This window comes from Rossellomorea sp. NRS-1567, assembly GCF_050467885.1.
Lineage (GTDB): Bacteria > Bacillota > Bacilli > Bacillales > Bacillaceae_B > Rossellomorea > Rossellomorea aquimaris_C.
Genome location: NZ_JBITPL010000017.1, coordinates 68549 through 85504 on the forward strand (window position 1 = coordinate 68549; position 16956 = coordinate 85504).

A 16956-nucleotide genomic window follows, 5' to 3' on the forward strand; every position below is an offset into this window, starting at 1 on the left:
TTCGCACTTTAAGAGGGACATATAGAAGATGGGGGGTCTGTCAAAACAAAGCACAAAATGACAGGTGTAAAGTTTTCACAACGACTATGATGAAAACGTAGTCCTGTGAGAACGGAACTACACACTAAAAAGGGGGAATGTATGTGTCTAGTTTCAAGGTAAGTATATTTCAAATCAGGGGCAACTCTTTTCAGATTGGCTTGAAAACAGCTGAAAAGGTCCGGAATACTCCCATTCTAAAAACCTTTGAATCCATCATCAAGCAGGAGATTGATCTTCATAACATGAAGTCTATCTATACTACGTTCGCCCCGCATTTGCTTGAAGAGTTAGAGGGTCTGGCACAAGGGTTGGGAATTTCTCCGGGCAGGGCAGCTGCTTTGTTTAGTGGGTATGATGTTCCGAAGACAGAAGCGATGGGATGCTCGGCACTTCTGACAAGCGAATACTACGTGAGGAATTACGATTTTTCTCCTGCTCTCTATGATGGGATATTCAGTTTGGTTCAAGCGGATAAAGTTTTTGCTACAGCTGGGTACAATCTTCAAATTCTGGGAAGGCACGATGGTGTGAACGAAAAAGGGCTTGTTGTAGGATTGCACTTCGTCAGTCATGATGGCTACGCAAAAGGAGTTTCTCCCTGGGCTGCCATCCGGATGGTGTTGGATCAATGCTCTACCGTTGATGAGGCCGTCGCCATGCTGAAGAAAATCCCTCACTCCGCCTGTTATAACTTTTCCCTGGGAGACCGAAAAGGAAATATGGCAGAAGTCGAAGCAAACTCAGAGAACGTACTTGTCAGGTACGGGGAATCCACTTTAGCATGTGTGAATCATTTTCAGGATGATCGGCTTACTAGTAAAAATCGGGAATCCATTGCAGGTTCGATTCAGCGTAATAAGCATCTCTGGGGAATAATGGATAAGAGACTTTCCCATCATGACATGTTCCACCATTTTAAAAACGTAGATTCACCTATCTTTTTCACAGATTACGGGAATTTATTCGGAACCCTTCACACTTTTTCATATTCCTATCAACATTCAAGGATCCTCACAACCATTGCACGGAGCAGTCAGGTGCTGGATATAAACTTCCGGGATTGGGTGGGTGGAGAAGACATTCGTGATGGAGCTTTAAGTGGCTCTATTCAAGAAGGTTAGCCTCTCAGAAAAATCTGTGAAGGTGTGGTTTTCCCCATTTCTCTGCAGAATTAATCATGAAAAAAACAATGCCCCTGCCATCATCAGCAAGAGCATTGTCCTTCATATCAAAAGAAACCAATGGCTTATTTATATCCAATCAATCGTTTAGACCGTTACATCCTTTTCCTCGTGATCTTTACGGATCTGATTTAACTCCTCCGTCAACCGCAGGAATTCTCCTTTATTTCGATCACGTAATGATTGGTCGATTTTCTGTTCGAGTTGTTCTTTCCGGAATGTTAGCAGGGCCTTGTCCAAAATCATTTCTGCAAAAAGAGAGTCTATGCCGGGTACTTCGGACTGTGGTGAATTTAGCAAATACTTCTTCATGAAAAATCAACTCCTTGACCTTTTTTCTATTATACTAACCATTGTCTCAATATTCAAACATTTTAAACAAAAAAATAAAATTTATTTAAAAAATGTAAAAACACTGACATTCTTTTTCCGTTTCTTTTACCATGATAGATAGAACGTGAAAGGGGGATTTTATTTGAACAAGCCAGAAGTCATATTGAATGTTTTTTCATCTATTGATGGGAAAATCACTACGGCTCCGAATCGAAATGTAATGGAATGGACAGTGGCAGGGATAGACGGAGAAGCAAATGAAGTCACGCATCAGCTGTATGATGAATTGGATTGCGACGGGTTGGTATCAGGAAGTGAAAGTCTCATCGTATGGGGAAACGATTGGGTGGAACTGGAGAAACCGATTTATGAGCCCCGGAAATCAAAGGCGTATATTGTGTTTGACGGGAAGGGACGCATTGACTGGTTCCAGACGGAAGGGTTATTGGTCGTCACCCGGGAGGATGTTCCGTGTGACTATATTGAACAATTGGAACGTAAGGGAATTACCTATCTGCAAGCTGGCAGAGGTGATTACATCGATTTGCCCCTCGCGTTACATAAACTCTATGAATCAGGCTACAGGCGATTGGGTCTTAGCGGCGGCGGGGGAATCAATGGAGCGTTATTAAGACAGGGTTTGATTGATGAAGTGAGCCTCGTGATCGCCCCTTTAGCTATAGGTGGAACGGCTACACCATCCCTTTTCGATTCACCGGATTTAACTGATTTGGGAGGTGCCACCCGGTTGGAATTGAAAACGATGAAGCCTGTCGGTGAGGGTTCGGTGTGGCTTCATTATAAGGTGAAAAAGTAGCGGAAATAGTCAGGAGCCTGCCCTTCCCCGTGGAACGAGGTGTGGGGCAGGCTCCAATTTTTATTTAAAGTACCTCATCAATAATCTCTTCAAACGTATCACTCACACGGCTTCTCTTAAGCAGGATTTCCTGATTGTCGAGTGTCACGCTTCCTCTGTGTTCATCCAGGTTGAACTTTTCTTTCAAGACCGCCATCGATCCTTTGCTGCGTTTATCGATTTCGAAGTAGATGGTGGTTAAATGGTCGCCCTGAAGGATATAGACTTCGAGTTCATCGAGCTTCCGGCTGTATTTGCCGAAGGATGGAGTGAATTCATATTGCTGCACGAAAGGACGACTCGTTTTCACCCATGCCGGGGTGTTCTGACTCTCCATTTGCTTGAATTTAAACCCGATGACCTTGATGGCATCCACGATGTTTTCATGAACGGTTGATGGGTCGACGGATACATAATCCCTGTCCTTCGGGTCAACAGCATTCTTGATATCGACGCCCGTCTCGATCCAGACCGGTGGAACATTCTTCTGCGTTTCAGGGTGAATCATCGTGATCGGCGTATGCAGGGGAACCTTGAATGAGAACGGGATATGCTTCTTTTCTCCCTTAGAAATGGTAAAGGGCTCATTGAGCTGATGGACTTCCACAACGGCAGGAGATAATCGATCGCCGCCTTCATGGCCGTACATTGTCATCAGCTTCAGATCGATCGACTCGATTTGCTGATCCGAATTTCCACCTTTCACCTCTACGACTCCCTCGAGCATCTCACCCTGCTGAATATAGGCCCGCTTCACCTTCGTATCAACGGTCGCGGAACCAATCCCGATACTCGCAATCACTTTATTGAACATGGACATGTGCATTCAACCCCCTTCTTGATATCTCTATCGTAGCATAGATTGTCAGGTTAAGAGGAAGGGGAAGTGTTCAAAATAGATGAACACTTCGGATAAGAATCTATGATTGTCACGCCGCCGGGATGGCGTTACGCCAATCATATTCTTCTTTTTAGCTTAAAGTATGAAACGCGTTTCATAGCAAGGGGAAAATAAAAAAAGAATCAAGCAGTTGGGCTTGTCATGTAAACTCCTATCCTCTCATATTCATAAGAAAGGCAACATAAGGAGGTGTGACCATTTTGAATAACATGATGATACCGGCATTTATTGTGCTTCTAATCCTTATTATTATCATCTGTTTCTACTTTGTGACCAAGTACAAGCAACAGGCTGTTCAAGTCTTTACATTAGAAAGTTTCCTTCAATCGTCTAAACTGGGTGAAGACGAGGGGAAGGATAATAGCTTAATAGAAAAGGTGAATGATTTTTTTGATGATGGGGATGACGGGGACTGAAGATCCCCGTCTGTTCCTCATTCACGGTTATAGGTGAAAGGTGCCGCATGAATCCCTAGATAGGGCAAAAAGAAAGAACTCTTCTTCTAATTAATAGAGATAACAAATAGCAGGGAGTTTCACATAAATGTAGAGGCATAAACAAAGGCTACTTTTAGGTATAAAGAGACAGAAATAATTCTTAAGGCAATGAATGATAAAAAGCATTCCTTTCTCATAAGGAACGCTTTTTTTGGTCTAATACAATAATGTTATAACTAAATTCAATACTTTTTTATTGTGAAACAATAAAAATTAGATTAAAATAAAATGGAATTTAACTAAGCGAGGTGCTTTTGATGAAACGAGAAACACTCTTTTTAAAAATAGCTGTATTTCTTATAGGAACCCCGGTTCTTGCTTTGTGTGTATTCGGGTTACCCTGGTTAGCGAAGGATGTGGCTGGTTCGGAGCTGGCATATTTGATATATGGTATCTTAGTTGTGATGTATGTATCGGCCATTCCGTTTTTCGGTGCCTTGTATCAAGCGATTAGACTACTGAGCTATATTGACAAGAACAATGCGTTCTCGGAATTATCGGTCAAGACTTTAAAGAATATAAAATATTGTGCAACCACCATCACGGTCTTGTATGTGGCCGGGATGCCGCTCTTCTATCTCGTGGGAGAGAGAGACGACGCCCCAGGGGTCATCGTGATCGGCATGATGTTTGTTTTTGCTCCGCTGGTGATTGCGGTATTTGCGGCAGTTCTTCAAAAGCTATTAAAAAATGCCATCGATATAAAATCAGAAAATGACTTAACGGTCTGAGGTGAAAATATGGCGATTATAATCAATATTGATGTGATGCTGGCAAAAAGGAAAATGAGCGTGACAGAGCTATCGGAGAGAGTTGGAATCACGATGGCGAACCTTTCTATCTTGAAAAATGGAAAGGCGAAGGCGGTTCGATTATCCACTTTAGAGGCGATCTGTAAGGCATTGGAGTGTCAGCCCGGAGATCTTTTAGAATACCAAAGTGAGGAAGACATTCAATAATCAAAGTCTGGAGGCAAAATCATGAGAGCATTAAAACAACTCGTTCGTTTTGGTTGGGAGCAGGCCCTGTCCTGTTTGTTCCCTGTCGTTATTTTTGCCTCCTTGGCTTTGACACAAATCATCCCGCTGCCCTTTCTGCCGCGGTATGACTGGCTGCTCATCATCTGCCTCCTGATGCAGTGGGGAATGCTGCGCTCCGGGCTTGAAACACGGGATGAACTGAAAGTGATTACCTTATTTCACCTGATCGGGCTCGCCCTTGAACTATTCAAGGTCCATATGGGTTCGTGGTCTTATCCCGGAGAAGGATATTCCAAAGTGTTCGGGGTACCTTTGTACAGCGGATTCATGTACGCGAGTGTAGCAAGTTATCTTTGTCAGGCTTGGAGGAGGCTTAGGGTGGAACTTGTGAAGTGGCCACCGTTTTTGGTCGTTTTTCCATTGGCAGCTGCGATTTATTTGAATTTTTTCACCCACCATTACTGGATCGACGTTCGTTGGTGGTTATCGGGACTCGTTCTGATCGTCTTTTGGCAGACATGGGTCCTGTACGAGGTGGGTGGAATCCGTTACCGCATGCCACTCTCCTTCTCATTTGTGCTCATCGGATTTTTCATATGGATTGCCGAAAACATCGCCACGTTCTTTGGCGCCTGGGAATATCCAAACCAGACCGATGCCTGGAGTCTCGTTCATCTGGGGAAGGTAAGTTCATGGCTTTTATTAGTGATCGTCAGCTTTCTGATTGTGGCGATGTTGAAGCAGGTGAAGGGAAAGGGTTCGGTTCAGATTGAGACAGGTCAACTTCCAACCGGACATTAACCTGAGGTCAGGAGGGATCAGTTTGAAAAAACTGGCTATCGGTTTCATTTTGTTACATGTCATGATCTTTCTATTGTGGATCATGAACTCGGGGTATTTATTTTCCCCCCTGGGCATCACCTGTTGGATGTTGGCCATTGTCTCGGGATTTATCGTTCAGATCAAGCTAGATGAAGTCTTGATGATCAGAAAGATAATGGCCATATCGAATGGCTGGATGGTGTTTTTGATCATTATGACCGTGGGGATCCATTTCACTGTGACCTCCATGCCTTGAACTCCATGGGGGCAGGTGCCTTGGTTCGGCTTTATCAGTAGGGAAAAGAGATTAGGGACCTGTCCTTTCTAAAGGCGAGGGGTTATTTTTTTTAAAAAAAGGGTTGACACACCTAACTGTAAATATTATTATTACAGTGTACCTTGAAACAATGGGTAATCTTTTTTTTATATAAACTGTTACTTTTTTTATTACATTTATAAAGGAGTGTATGAACAAATGGTCAATCTATATCTGACATCAAGCTGCACATCCTGCCGTAAAGCAAGAGCATGGCTGGATGAACATTCAATTGAGTATGTGGAACGTAATATGTTGCTTGAACCGTTGACACCTGACGAGATCAAATCGATCCTTCGCCTGACAGAAAACGGAACAGAAGACATTATTTCCACTCAGTCAAAAGCATATCAGGAATTAGACGTAGACATTGATTCTTTGCCGCTCCAGGATTTATATACATTAATCAGGGAGAATCCGCAAATGCTGAAAAGACCGATCATCCTGGATGAAAAGAGGTTGCAGGTCGGCTATAACGATGAAGAAATCCGCAGCTTCCTGCCGAGAAAAGTTCGTACCTTCTCATACAAAGAACTGCAAAAACTGGCCAATTAACAATTAGATCAGGATGGTTGACAGTATAAACTGTAAAAGATACCATTACAGTAACATCCGTAAAGGAGGCAGGCCATGAATAGTGACTTTACATTAGCCATTCACAGTTTAACGTATCTTGCCCTGAAGACCGATCGCATGTCCACAAGCGATGCGATCTCAGAAAGTGCCGGCGTTCATCCCGTCCGCATCCGAAAAGTTCTGAGTTTGTTGAAAAAGCAGGGATTCATCGCCTCAAAAGAAGGCACGGGCGGCGGATTCATTTTTGCAAGGGACTTGAGTGAGATCAATCTGTGGGACATCTATAAAATCACGTCAGAAGGCGCCCTGCAGCCCAAATGCACGGCCTCTAACGAACAGTGTGTCGTAGGGGCGAATATGAAAAAGGTTCTCTTTCACATTTTTCTGGGAGCAGAAGAACAGCTGGGGGATTACTTAAAAGACTACACCATTAGAGATATCGTCGACTTAATCAATAAAGAGGAAGCATAGAAGCTTTTCCTATAAATGTAACAAATAATATTACAGTTGGGAAGGTGAAAAGGTATGTCAAACCAGCATTCCATTTTAAAAACCGGGGATTGGATCAAAGGGAAATTACTTTCAGGTGAATTGGTCATCGGTTATATTGAAAACCTTGATATCCAAAGTCAAACACTAAAAGCAAAAGTCGTGACAAGTGATAATAAAACCATTGAAGGCAAAAGCTTTCCCTTATTAAACAGACAGGTGACAAAAATACCATCCACCCCTGTGAAAAACAAGGAACAAATCCAGTTCCTGATTGACCTTGCGCTTGCAACGGGTGACCAAGAGTGGTTCTTGGAACTGACTGCGAAGTTGAATTCCATGCGGGAGCTTGCAGAGGGGATAAAGTGAACATCATGAAAGGAGCTGAAGAGCGTGATTCTTCAGCTTTTTTTATTGTTGATTTACCATTCAGGAGATTAACCCTCTCCTCCTAAAGTCGTAGAATACATTTGACCATTTGGTGGAAGAGAACTACTAGAAAATGGAATATAATGAAATCAGAAAAAGAGACGACAAGAGGAGGAGATTTACGATGAACAAATATGTGTGTACAACATGTGGAACCCAATACCCTAAGAGTCATGAAGAACCTGAAAGATGTCCCATTTGTGAAGAGGAACGTCAGTATGTCAATCCGGATGGTCAAAGCTTTACGACACTGGATGAAATGATCCGGAGCGGAGTCTATCAAAATACCATTCTACAAGAAGAACCGGGACTGTACAGTATCACCACTACGCCGAAATTCGGCATCGGACAGACGGCTTATCTGATAACAAATGGCGGATACAATGTGTTATGGGACTGCGTCACGTATCTGGATGAGAAGACGATCCAGACCATTGAGGAGTTGTGCGGCATCGATGCGATCGCGGTTTCCCATCCACATTATTACTCTGCTCAGCTGGAGTGGGCCGAACGGTTTGATGCGCCCATTTACCTCCATGGGGATGATCAGAAATGGGTCATGGAACCCGGGGAGCGGATCCGGTTCTGGGACGGGGAAGAGTTGACCTTGAACGAAGGGATTTCACTTCACCGTCTCGGAGGGCATTTCAAAGGGGGAGCGGTCCTTCACTGGGGGCAGGGAGGGATCCTGTTGACGGGTGATATCATTCAGGTCGTGGCGGATACGGATTGGGTCAGCTTCATGTACAGCTATCCGAATCTCATTCCCCTTCCGGCAGGTAAAGTGAAGGAAATGGCAGAGAAAGTAAAGCCTTTATCTTTCCATAAGCTTTATAATGCCTTTCATCGGGTGATAGTAAAAGATGCCGATCAAGCAGTGCAACGATCTGCAGAACGATATATTAATGCTTTGGAAGGGAAACTGTTCTCTACATAATCCAAGAACACGCGCCAAATAGGAAAATGAGGGACGGACCTCTAAAAGGTCCGTCCCTCATTTTCCTTCCTTCAGATACTCTTCATTGCTCCAGTCCGTTACGAACATATGACCAGGGGCATGGGTCATCATGAAGGGAATCTTTGCGTGCAGGGCCACTGCTTGTGGCGTCACGCCGCAAGCCCAGAACATCGGTGTTTCTCCCTCCTTGATGCCGACAAAGTCACCATAATCGGGGCGGGTGATGTCCCCGATGCCGATTTCAGTAGGGTCACCGATATGGACAGGGGCCCCGTGCATTTTAGGAAATAATGAGGTGATGTCGGCTGCTTTTTGTACCAGATGATTCGGGACCGGTCTCATGGAAACGACCATTGGACCTTGAAACACACCTGCTTTTTCCGTCTGGATATTCGTCTTATACATGGCCACATTCTTATTCTCTTCAATATGCCGCAAAGGGATCTCTCCCTTGATCAGCTGGCTTTCAAATGTGAAGCTGCACCCGATGAGAAAAGTGACGAAATCATCTCGCCAAACATCATCGATCCGCGTTTTCTTTTCCACCAATTGACCATGTTCATACACGTGATAGAGAGGGATATCCGTTCTGATGTCGGAGCCCTTCCCATACGTAGATTCGAATTCACCGGCTTCGAGCACTTCTACAATCGGGCAGGATTTGGGATTCCGGGTGGTAAATAGTAAAAAGTCAAAGGCGTACTCCTTAGGGAGGACGACTAAATTGGTCTGTACATAATCCTGGCAAACTCCGGAAGTGTGGGATCGGTGCTCCCCGTTTCGGATGCGGTTTCTTAGTTCTGAAGGTAACATGGGTTCAGCTTCCTTTCTTTGTTGATCGAATTTTCTCTATTTTAACACAGGAAGTTTCTCCAGATTGAAGCCGCTTCCTAAAAGGGCTAGTTCTCCCGTTTTCTCTTAATCAAATAAATCACAAAAAAACCAAGGAATATCCCTGCACTATAGGTAAGGATAAACGATAAATCCTGCTTTCCAATCAGGAACAGTCCGAGAAAGACGACGATTCCGACCAGTAAAGAAAAATACCAGCGGTGCATGATGATCACCTCATTCACTAAAGGGTTTTCCAAATACATCCATAAACGTACTATACCCGGATGATCGATTCCTAATCATTTGTACGTCCTTCCCTGAGCTCAATTGGGTAAGAGCACAATTCCCCGACACTTGCATAGGATATCTTGGTAAAAATCTGAAGGGAATGAGCAGCATGTACAATGTTCCGATGACGTATTCAAATCAGCCTTATGGGAATCCAAACCCCATGACAAGAACCGGGGAGGAAGGGAATCATCCGATTGCTGAAATCCTTTTCGACGGAATCAGGGGAAAGGCGGCAACAGCCGATCTGTACAGCCGATTAGCCCATGTAGCCCCGAATCAATACCACCAGCATGAACTTCTTCAACTGTTGGAAGACGAACAGCGTCACTGGTGGCAACTGACCAATCTATATACTTCGCTTACGGGAAGTCAGCCCCTTTATCACGTGGAGAGTGTTCCATTCCATTCTTACCGGGATGGACTGCAGAGAGGATATGAAGCGGAGTTGGCAGATTACGAACAGTTCCGGATCGGATGCCTACAGGCCCAGCATCAACCCCTGTATGAGGTCCTCGCGAATGCGTGTAAGGATGAATGGGAGCATGCGAGGAGATTGAGTGTATTGGGAGCGGATGAGGACAGTCGGATGCCATCGATGGATTATGGTCCAGCACCTTTTGTGGTGAATATCGACGAGGCAACGGTACAAAATGACACGTTCCGCACCGCCATTTGGACGGGGGAGCATCTGCAGGTAACCTTGATGAGTATTAATCCGGGAGAGGATATCGGGTTGGAAATCCATCCGAATCTGGATCAATTCCTGCGACTGGAGCAAGGTCAGGGAATCGTCCGGATGGGGGACCGACAGGATAACTTAACCTTTGAGAGAGAAGTGAAGGAAGACTTTGCAATCGTGATCCCGGCCGGGACGTGGCATAATTTGATCAATACAGGTGATACGCCGATTAAGCTTTATTCGATTTATGCTCCGCCTCAGCATCCCCGGGGGACGGTTCATGTGACGAAGGCGGATGCGGAGGCTGCTGAGGCTGCAGAAACAGGTCGTGGGTATTATTTTAGGGAATAGGGATTCATGTTGAGCTAAAATGGCTGTGCATGATTTGGCAACCAACAGATCGAAGACGGGAATTTTACGAAAGAGTGGTCGTTGAGGGCACAAAAAACGCATTGAACTCAAGATGAGTCCAATGCGTTTTTGTTTGGCTAGATTTTTTCCCCATCCGGATAATCACAGTACTCAATGATCGTACCTTCCGTATCAGCGGGATTCAAATAAATTAATCTTCTTCCGTGCTTGTTGATACGGAGACTGTCCTCCAATATGCGGATCCCCTTTTGCTTCAGCTCCTCGAGTGCGGCATCGAGGTTATCCACACGATAGGCGATGTGATGGACGCCCTTGCCTTTTTGCTTGATGAACCGTGCGATGGGCGACGTATCATTATTCGTCGGCGCAAGTAATTCTGTTCTGGCACCGTCCACCTCCATGATCGCAATTTCGCTTTCGACACCCCTGGCATCACTTCTGTAGCGGTCGATCAGCTTCGCCCCGAGGACATTCTCGTAAAAGCGGATGGTATCTTCTATGTTTCTGACAGCCACTCCGATATGGTCAATTGTCTTTTTCATCATCATTCTCCTAAAGTCTCATCAGTGTAGGTGCTATCTTACCATATCTATTTGATGACGTGAAAGAATCGGTTCGCCTCTGCTTTTTTGTAGAAGTTTCGAACCTGAAAAAATCTTTTAACGTTCAATCCTGTCACTTGACTCGCTTCTCCGCTTCACCAAATAGTAAGCCGTGATCCAGGAAGTTACCGGTATCGCGAGGGCTACTCCGATTCCAGCTGAACCGATGAAGATCATTTCGGAACTGAATACTTTGGAATTCACGATTTCCCCGATCGAGTAGGATAGGTCCTTGAACCAGATCAGCAGTCCCATATAGCCTCCGAAGAAAGCAAAGAACAGCGTATTTGTGCTGGTTCCGAGGATATCCCTTCCAATGCTCAGCCCGGAGGAGAATAAATCCTTTCGGCTGATGCCGGGGTTGTGATAAGCGATTTCGCGCATGGGCGAGGAAATCGAGATGGATAAATCAATGATGGCGCCGATCGTACTCATGATGATCATGGAAGCACCGATTTTTACAAAATCCACTCCGACAAAAAGGGAAAACGCTCCGATTTCCTCGGTTTCCTCTTCACTGAATCCCTGGATCATCGCCTGATCGGTCAACATCAGGATGAAGAAGAGCAGTAAGCCGGTGGTGATGATCGTCGAAAGAAAGGCTGTCACTGTCTTGATGTTTATTTCACTGATGAAAAACAGGGAAACGCAGCTGATCAGAGTACAGGCAACCAGTGTGAGGATAATTGGATTCAGATTCGGATCGTTCATCAAAATGATGGTGAAAAGAAGCACGCCGAAGTTCAGGAATAAGGCGACAAAGGACCGGGCACCTTTTTTTCCACCAATCGTGATCATTAAGATGAAGAGGATGGCTGCGAGATACAGTTGTACAGTCATGGTCTAGCCTTCTTTCGATTGATAATAAAGATGGAGGTATAGATGGCAATCGGGATCGCCAGTACAATACCGATTCCCCCGGTCAGTGCTCTCGCCATTTCCAGTGAAAGATTCATAGAAAGGGTGAATCCCAGTGGGGAAGCATTTTTGAAAAAGAGAATGAGCATGGGAATCGCCCCGCTGATATAGACGAAGAACAAAATATTCGTCATCGTTCCCATGATGTCCTGGCCGATATCGAATCCCGACTTCCTCAGCGCTTTGATGGAGATGTCTGGATTCTTCTCGTACAGTCCGAAGATGGACGACGATAGGGTGATGGCCACATCCATCACCGCTCCCAAGCACCCCACGAGTATCCCTGCCATGAACACCATTTCGTATGGACGGGTGAGGAATTGCATCTCCTCGTATCGGAGACCGTTTCCAGCGGTGAATCCTACCACAATATAAGCAATCAAGAGTGTCATGAACGTTCCGATCAAGGTCGCAATAACCGCTGCATACGTTTTTTCATTAAAGCCATTGACGAATAAAAGGGATATCCCGGTAAATAAAATCACCCCGATGCTGCATACAACCAACAGGCTTATATCAGCTGAGTTCAGGTAGATGTCCAAGGCATACGAAAGGATGACGGCATTGACTCCGAGGGTGATCAGGGAGAATAGCCCCTGCTTCTTCCCGACCACCAATAAGAGCAGGATAAAAACCCAGCCGATGATCATCATGTATGTATCCCGTTTGACGTCTTCTATGTTCCCTGTCAGCTCCGTGGAACCGGACGAAGGGGAGTCGATGCTTACAAATAATGCGTTCCCGGGGTGATATTCCTGATCTGTGGCCCCGGAAGATGAATACTCATTGGTTAAAATGATCGTCTCTCCCTTTTGATCACCGTTCTTCAGCTTGGCTACGATCTCCTGGGAGTAAAGCGTATCCTTATTACCGTTCATATCCTCCATCTCCGTCGTTTCCACAATCTTCGTACTGATCACTTCGGCAATCGGTCGATCATACCATTCATGATTGTGGTAGACGAAATAGAGGGAAGCGGCCACGCATAGTGCGAGGGTGATATAGATAAAAAGATGTTTGGGACTCAAGTTTTTGCGTTCAGTGATTTGTGCAAACAACAATTCCTACCTCCATGCTTTGAATCAAAACTTGTATATGTATGAGATGAACTAAAAAAGGCCCATCAATCCGGTCTTCCATTGGTTATTTGCGCTAATGGAACGAGCATTTATCCATTATTCCATAAAAATGGCGGTTAATCAAAAGGAGGGACGGACCTTGTGCTTCCATAAGAAAGCATGAGGTCCGTCCCTGTTTACTCCTGCCTAATACAAGGAGTGCTCTTCCAAGATGACCCTGTTTACCCTCTATTTTTGCAGAAGATATGCAAATAAAAATAAACCTCTTTGTTTATAAAAAAATGTACCTTATCCGTTTATTGCAAAATGAACGGGATATAGTAAACGTGTAGGGAATACTCAATCTTAAAGGAGGAGTTCACATTGTCACACGAAAAATATCAATCGGCCATCAACGCATTACATGAATGTATGGTAGCTTGTAATCATTGTTACGATTCTTGTTTAAAAGAGGAAGACCTCAACATGATGAAGGAATGTATCCGGTACGATCGGGAATGTTCGGATATGTGTGCATACTTAGAACAATCCTTAGTAAGAGGGACTCCATTTGCGTCTGAACTTGCCAGAGTGTGTGCTGCGATTTGTGAAGCATGTGGGGAAGAATGCAAGAAGCATGATCATGATCATTGTCAGGCATGTGCCGATGCTTGCTTCAAATGTGCAGAAGAATGTAAGAAAATCGCCTAAAGGAAATGAACATAAGAAAAGATCAAAGGACAGGAAGCCTTTGATCTTTTTTTATGTTTTCCACTGGTAGCCGATGCCCCATATTGTCTTCAAATGATGTTCAATGGGGAAGCCTGCTTTCTTCAGCTTTTCCCTTAAATTCCTGATATGGGAATCGACGGTTCGGATATCGGTCATGGAATGGATATCCCATACCATGAGAAGGAGCTGTTCCCGGGTGTATACCCGTTCAGTGTTCTTCATCAAGGAGTGCAGGATTTTATATTCTTTTAACGTCAGAGGGCTGATTTCATTTTCATATTTTAACGTGTAGGAGTCTCCATCCAACGTAAAAGCCCCTCTGGTCAAGTGATGATCATCTACTTGGTCATACTGTTTGATCCTTCTGAATTGAGCATTCACACGTGCGACAAGTTCCCCTTCGTCAAAGGGTTTTGTGATATAGTCATCAGCCCCGGCGTTTAAGCCTTTAATGACGTCATCCTTATCACCCCTGGCCGTTAACATGATGATGGGGACGTTTGAAAACTCCCTGATTTTTTCACAGGTCTGAAAGCCACTGAGCTCAGGCATCATGATATCTAATATGACCAAGTCTACGGAATGTTTTTTAACAGACTGAATTGCGTCATAGCCGTTATTTTTCTTTGTGCATACATACCCGTGAGGCTTCAGATAAAGCTCCAACAAGTTCAGCATCCTTCTTTCATCATCAATTAATAAAATGGTATTCACCAGACTGACCTCCAAGCATCACAGAATAATGTTGATCGATGTGCCTTTATTTCGTTCACTTTGTATTGTAATTTGACCGCCATGTGCTTCCACAAGTTCTTTCACAATGGATAGCCCGAGACCGGATCCGCCAAATTCCCTGGAACGTGATTTCTCCACCCGGTACATTCTATTGAATACTTGTGGAAGTTCATCGGGTGGGATACCCATTCCCTGATCGTTAATCAAGAGGCTCATATTCCCTGATTCGTTTCGCTCAACCGTCACCTCAGTCGTTGAATGAGGGGGCGAATGTTTTAGGGCGTTATCCAATAGGTTCATGACGATTTGTTCAAGACGTATGGGATCGGCAAGGAACGGGAAATCCTCCTTCACAGTCAAAATGAGATCGATTCCCTTTCTTTTAAAAACAGGAGCTACCTTGTTGATGACTTTATGATAAAAAGAGCTCGAATCGATGGTTTCAGTTTGTATGGAGAAATTGTTTTCATCAATCTTTGCCAGCTCAAATAAATTTTCGATCAACGTCAGGATGGTTTTGGATTCTTCCTGGATGATGTTCAGATATTCTTTTCGTTCAGATTCCGGGATGTCCTCTCGAAGAGCAACATTGGCATACCCTTGAACATAGGTCAGAGGGGTTCTGAGTTCATGAGAAATATTCGCTAAGAATTCAGTGCGCTCCTGTTGAATGGTTTCTAAATCTGTCGCCAGCCTCTGAATGGAATCCGATAGGTCCCCAAGTTCATCCTGACCCAGTTCCGGAAGTTTCACCTCAAAATTCCCTTTGCTCAATTTTTCCGTCGCCTGCTTCATTTTTAACAAGGGACGCGTCAAGAGTTTCGACAGGAGAAAATGGATACCTGTTAAGATGATGAGACTCAGTATTCCTGCGAGAAGGAAATGGCTGTTCAATTGGTTGATCAGGTTCCGCAACGGTGCGGCGCTTTTGAACATATAGACATATCCTTCGTTCTGTTCACTTTCGAAGGATGTGACGGTGGCTAAATAATTCATATCCTTCCAATTTGATTCGATGACCATTCCTTCACGAGTCAGTGTTTCAGGGGTGACTTGGATTAATTCACGCATTCCATCCGTTACTTCCCTTGAACCTATGATGACGTTATGGTTCTTATCCGTGATCACGACTTCCGTTTCCGTTTTGGATTCCATGAGCGCTATGTGATGCAGTGTCGTTTCCGAATAACGGTCCTCTAACACATCACGATGACTATTCCCCCGGGATAAAATCGATTGAAACTCCTCCTCGATCCGTGTATCGATGATATTGTCATGTAGATAGAGCATCAATAACCCTTCCATCACGAGAACAGCGATTGTAAAGTAGAGGGCTAACTTGGTTGAAATTTTATTCATGGTATAACCTCATTTTGTCATTTCCTTTATTTTACCGAAAAAATATGAAAAAACTATGCACAATGCCTGAAAGCCGGATGCACGTGTTATAAATTCTTCCTGGTTCTTTTCCCTTTCTCCATATAAATTGCAATTTTGCGGGGTAAACTTTAGTGGGAAGATGAAAAGGAGGATGACCATGACTACAAATAGTAAAAATATGAGCTTGTTAATCGTTACAGCACTGGTTCTTCTATTGGGAGCCTGCTCCAACAATGGAGAGAATAAGGGACATGATGGTGGAAATGACCAGGAGATGAAGCAAGACATGGACGGGATGGATCATGGTGACATGAATCACTCCAGTTCAGGAGAAGTACCGGAAGGCTTGAAAGAAGCAGCCGATCCGACATATACAGTAGGAAGTAAAGCCATCATCCAAGATGACCATATGGAAGGAATGAAGGGAGCGGAAGCCAAGATCACTGGTGCTTACGATACCTTCGTCTATACCGTTACCTACACACCGACCACCGGCGGAGAAAAAGTGGAAGATCATAAATGGGTCATCCATGAAGAGATTGAAGATCATGGTGAGGAACCTTATGCATCGGGGGATGAGATTGTCCTGAACGCCAATCATATGAAAGGGATGGAAGGCGCGACCGCGACCATTGATTCCGTTGAAGAGACGACGGTGTATATGGTGGATTTCACACCAGTGACAGGTGGAGAAGAGGTGAAGAATCATAAATGGGTGACAGAGAGCGAGTTGTCACCGGCAGAATAAAGGGTTGCTTAGTAAACCATAAAGCAAGAGCTTATTCTAAAATAGGATAGGCTCTTGCTTTATGAAACAAAGAATTGAAGGAATCCTGGATATTTGAAATAATTAGGAGGGAAGGGTTCTTTCAGTAAAAGTTTATTGAAGAATTATTGAGTCCGTCTTAATAGATTCATTGAAAAGGGGGATAACGAATATGCCAAAAACGTCGGGCTGCTTTACCATAGTACGAA

The 16956-nt window shown here is 44.3% G+C and carries 22 protein-coding genes and 1 pseudogene; 14 read left to right on the top strand and 9 right to left on the bottom strand.

Annotation, left to right across the window (positions count from 1 at the left end; genetic code table 11):
* Positions 1-143 precede the first annotated feature (143 nt).
* Entirely contained in the window at positions 144-1163 is a 1020-nt protein-coding gene (locus ACIFOD_RS12965; RefSeq protein WP_430315012.1) for a C45 family autoproteolytic acyltransferase/hydolase, read from the top strand.
* 147 nt (positions 1164-1310) lie between these two features.
* Here ACIFOD_RS12965 and ACIFOD_RS12970 read toward each other — a convergent pair whose 3' ends face one another.
* Positions 1311-1535 carry an IDEAL domain-containing protein gene (locus ACIFOD_RS12970; protein ID WP_430315013.1) on the bottom strand — a complete coding sequence of 75 codons (225 nt, stop codon included), beginning with the start codon at positions 1533-1535 and terminating at the stop codon, positions 1311-1313.
* 163 nt (positions 1536-1698) lie between these two features.
* On the opposite strand from ACIFOD_RS12970, the gene ACIFOD_RS12975 reads away from it, so the two are divergent.
* On the top strand, positions 1699-2373 hold the full coding sequence (locus tag ACIFOD_RS12975) for a RibD family protein (protein ID WP_397552340.1): 675 nt from the start codon (positions 1699-1701) through the stop codon (positions 2371-2373).
* A gap of 64 nt (positions 2374-2437) precedes the next feature.
* Here ACIFOD_RS12975 and ACIFOD_RS12980 read toward each other — a convergent pair whose 3' ends face one another.
* A complete protein-coding gene (locus ACIFOD_RS12980) occupies positions 2438-3232 on the bottom strand; it encodes a sporulation protein (RefSeq protein ID WP_430315014.1) in 795 nt (264 codons plus the stop codon).
* Between the two features lie 281 nt (positions 3233-3513).
* Here ACIFOD_RS12980 and ACIFOD_RS12985 point away from each other — a divergent pair, with 281 nt between their 5' ends.
* The 9 genes from ACIFOD_RS12985 to ACIFOD_RS13025 all read left to right on the top strand — a co-directional run bounded on the left by ACIFOD_RS12985 (position 3514) and on the right by ACIFOD_RS13025 (position 8359).
* On the top strand, positions 3514-3729 hold the full coding sequence (locus ACIFOD_RS12985) for a hypothetical protein (RefSeq protein ID WP_430315015.1): 216 nt from the start codon (positions 3514-3516) through the stop codon (positions 3727-3729).
* Positions 3730-4064: 335 nt separating this feature from the next.
* On the top strand, positions 4065-4541 hold the full coding sequence (locus ACIFOD_RS12990; RefSeq protein ID WP_397552344.1) for a DUF2975 domain-containing protein: 477 nt from the start codon (positions 4065-4067) through the stop codon (positions 4539-4541).
* Between the two features lie 9 nt (positions 4542-4550).
* Positions 4551-4769, top strand: a complete 219-nt coding sequence (locus tag ACIFOD_RS12995) for a helix-turn-helix domain-containing protein (RefSeq protein ID WP_149157284.1) — start codon at positions 4551-4553, stop codon at positions 4767-4769.
* Positions 4770-4790: 21 nt separating this feature from the next.
* Positions 4791-5591: a DUF817 domain-containing protein gene (locus ACIFOD_RS13000; RefSeq protein WP_397552345.1), complete on the top strand. Its 801-nt coding sequence runs from the start codon at positions 4791-4793 to the stop codon at positions 5589-5591.
* Positions 5592-5613: 22 nt separating this feature from the next.
* Positions 5614-5868, top strand: coding sequence for a hypothetical protein (locus ACIFOD_RS13005; protein ID WP_430315016.1), 255 nt, complete (start codon positions 5614-5616; stop codon positions 5866-5868).
* 219 nt (positions 5869-6087) lie between these two features.
* Positions 6088-6483: a transcriptional regulator SpxA gene (gene spxA / locus ACIFOD_RS13010; protein WP_427598556.1), complete on the top strand. Its 396-nt coding sequence runs from the start codon at positions 6088-6090 to the stop codon at positions 6481-6483.
* A gap of 75 nt (positions 6484-6558) precedes the next feature.
* A complete protein-coding gene (locus ACIFOD_RS13015; RefSeq protein ID WP_113970281.1) occupies positions 6559-6975 on the top strand; it encodes an RrF2 family transcriptional regulator in 417 nt (138 codons plus the stop codon).
* A gap of 54 nt (positions 6976-7029) precedes the next feature.
* A complete protein-coding gene (locus tag ACIFOD_RS13020) occupies positions 7030-7362 on the top strand; it encodes an IDEAL domain-containing protein (RefSeq protein WP_428975629.1) in 333 nt (110 codons plus the stop codon).
* Between the two features lie 184 nt (positions 7363-7546).
* Positions 7547-8359, top strand: coding sequence for an MBL fold metallo-hydrolase (locus ACIFOD_RS13025; RefSeq protein ID WP_430315017.1), 813 nt, complete (start codon positions 7547-7549; stop codon positions 8357-8359).
* Positions 8360-8416: 57 nt separating this feature from the next.
* Here the strand turns inward: ACIFOD_RS13025 and ACIFOD_RS13030 are convergent.
* Together ACIFOD_RS13030 and ACIFOD_RS13035 are read right to left on the bottom strand one after the other, a co-directional pair.
* Positions 8417-9202 (bottom strand): annotated as a pseudogene (locus ACIFOD_RS13030) (putative hydro-lyase); the annotation flags it as partial.
* A gap of 77 nt (positions 9203-9279) precedes the next feature.
* The gene (locus tag ACIFOD_RS13035) at positions 9280-9471 is read right to left on the bottom strand and encodes a hypothetical protein (RefSeq protein ID WP_430315018.1); all 192 of its coding nucleotides are present in this window, start codon (positions 9469-9471) and stop codon (positions 9280-9282) included.
* A gap of 155 nt (positions 9472-9626) precedes the next feature.
* On the opposite strand from ACIFOD_RS13035, the gene ACIFOD_RS13040 reads away from it, so the two are divergent.
* On the top strand, positions 9627-10535 hold the full coding sequence (locus tag ACIFOD_RS13040; RefSeq protein WP_430315019.1) for a cupin domain-containing protein: 909 nt from the start codon (positions 9627-9629) through the stop codon (positions 10533-10535).
* 137 nt (positions 10536-10672) lie between these two features.
* Here ACIFOD_RS13040 and mce read toward each other — a convergent pair whose 3' ends face one another.
* The 3 genes from mce to ACIFOD_RS13055 form a co-directional block, all read right to left on the bottom strand.
* Positions 10673-11098: a methylmalonyl-CoA epimerase gene (gene mce / locus ACIFOD_RS13045; RefSeq protein WP_430315020.1), complete on the bottom strand. Its 426-nt coding sequence runs from the start codon at positions 11096-11098 to the stop codon at positions 10673-10675.
* Positions 11099-11215: 117 nt separating this feature from the next.
* The gene (locus ACIFOD_RS13050) at positions 11216-11998 is read right to left on the bottom strand and encodes a YibE/F family protein (RefSeq protein WP_397552357.1); all 783 of its coding nucleotides are present in this window, start codon (positions 11996-11998) and stop codon (positions 11216-11218) included.
* Entirely contained in the window at positions 11995-13134 is a 1140-nt protein-coding gene (locus ACIFOD_RS13055; protein ID WP_430315021.1) for a YibE/F family protein, read from the bottom strand. Before ACIFOD_RS13055 ends, ACIFOD_RS13050 begins: the two co-directional genes overlap by 4 nt.
* A gap of 384 nt (positions 13135-13518) precedes the next feature.
* On the opposite strand from ACIFOD_RS13055, the gene ACIFOD_RS13060 reads away from it, so the two are divergent.
* On the top strand, positions 13519-13845 hold the full coding sequence (locus tag ACIFOD_RS13060) for a four-helix bundle copper-binding protein (RefSeq protein WP_397552359.1): 327 nt from the start codon (positions 13519-13521) through the stop codon (positions 13843-13845).
* A gap of 51 nt (positions 13846-13896) precedes the next feature.
* Here ACIFOD_RS13060 and ACIFOD_RS13065 read toward each other — a convergent pair whose 3' ends face one another.
* Entirely contained in the window at positions 13897-14580 is a 684-nt protein-coding gene (locus ACIFOD_RS13065) for a response regulator transcription factor (RefSeq protein WP_397552360.1), read from the bottom strand.
* Between the two features lie 18 nt (positions 14581-14598).
* The gene (locus ACIFOD_RS13070; protein WP_430315022.1) at positions 14599-15960 is read right to left on the bottom strand and encodes a sensor histidine kinase; all 1362 of its coding nucleotides are present in this window, start codon (positions 15958-15960) and stop codon (positions 14599-14601) included.
* Between the two features lie 172 nt (positions 15961-16132).
* Here ACIFOD_RS13070 and ACIFOD_RS13075 point away from each other — a divergent pair, with 172 nt between their 5' ends.
* On the top strand, positions 16133-16729 hold the full coding sequence (locus ACIFOD_RS13075; RefSeq protein WP_430315023.1) for a YdhK family protein: 597 nt from the start codon (positions 16133-16135) through the stop codon (positions 16727-16729).
* Positions 16730-16956 lie beyond the last annotated feature (227 nt).

Coding starts and splice junctions, on each gene's coding strand:
- ACIFOD_RS12970 (WP_430315013.1), bottom strand. CDS start 1,535: ATGAAGAAGTATTTGCTAAATTCACCACAGTCCGAAGTACCCGGCATA.
- ACIFOD_RS13000 (WP_397552345.1), top strand. CDS start 4,791: ATGAGAGCATTAAAACAACTCGTTCGTTTTGGTTGGGAGCAGGCCCTG.
- ACIFOD_RS13050 (WP_397552357.1), bottom strand. CDS start 11,998: ATGACTGTACAACTGTATCTCGCAGCCATCCTCTTCATCTTAATGATC.
- ACIFOD_RS12995 (WP_149157284.1), top strand. CDS start 4,551: ATGGCGATTATAATCAATATTGATGTGATGCTGGCAAAAAGGAAAATG.
- spxA (WP_427598556.1), top strand. CDS start 6,088: ATGGTCAATCTATATCTGACATCAAGCTGCACATCCTGCCGTAAAGCA.
- ACIFOD_RS13070 (WP_430315022.1), bottom strand. CDS start 15,960: ATGAATAAAATTTCAACCAAGTTAGCCCTCTACTTTACAATCGCTGTT.
- ACIFOD_RS13040 (WP_430315019.1), top strand. CDS start 9,627: ATGACGTATTCAAATCAGCCTTATGGGAATCCAAACCCCATGACAAGA.
- ACIFOD_RS13025 (WP_430315017.1), top strand. CDS start 7,547: ATGAACAAATATGTGTGTACAACATGTGGAACCCAATACCCTAAGAGT.
- ACIFOD_RS13020 (WP_428975629.1), top strand. CDS start 7,030: ATGTCAAACCAGCATTCCATTTTAAAAACCGGGGATTGGATCAAAGGG.
- ACIFOD_RS13015 (WP_113970281.1), top strand. CDS start 6,559: ATGAATAGTGACTTTACATTAGCCATTCACAGTTTAACGTATCTTGCC.
- mce (WP_430315020.1), bottom strand. CDS start 11,098: ATGAAAAAGACAATTGACCATATCGGAGTGGCTGTCAGAAACATAGAA.
- ACIFOD_RS13075 (WP_430315023.1), top strand. CDS start 16,133: ATGACCATGACTACAAATAGTAAAAATATGAGCTTGTTAATCGTTACA.
- ACIFOD_RS12980 (WP_430315014.1), bottom strand. CDS start 3,232: ATGTCCATGTTCAATAAAGTGATTGCGAGTATCGGGATTGGTTCCGCG.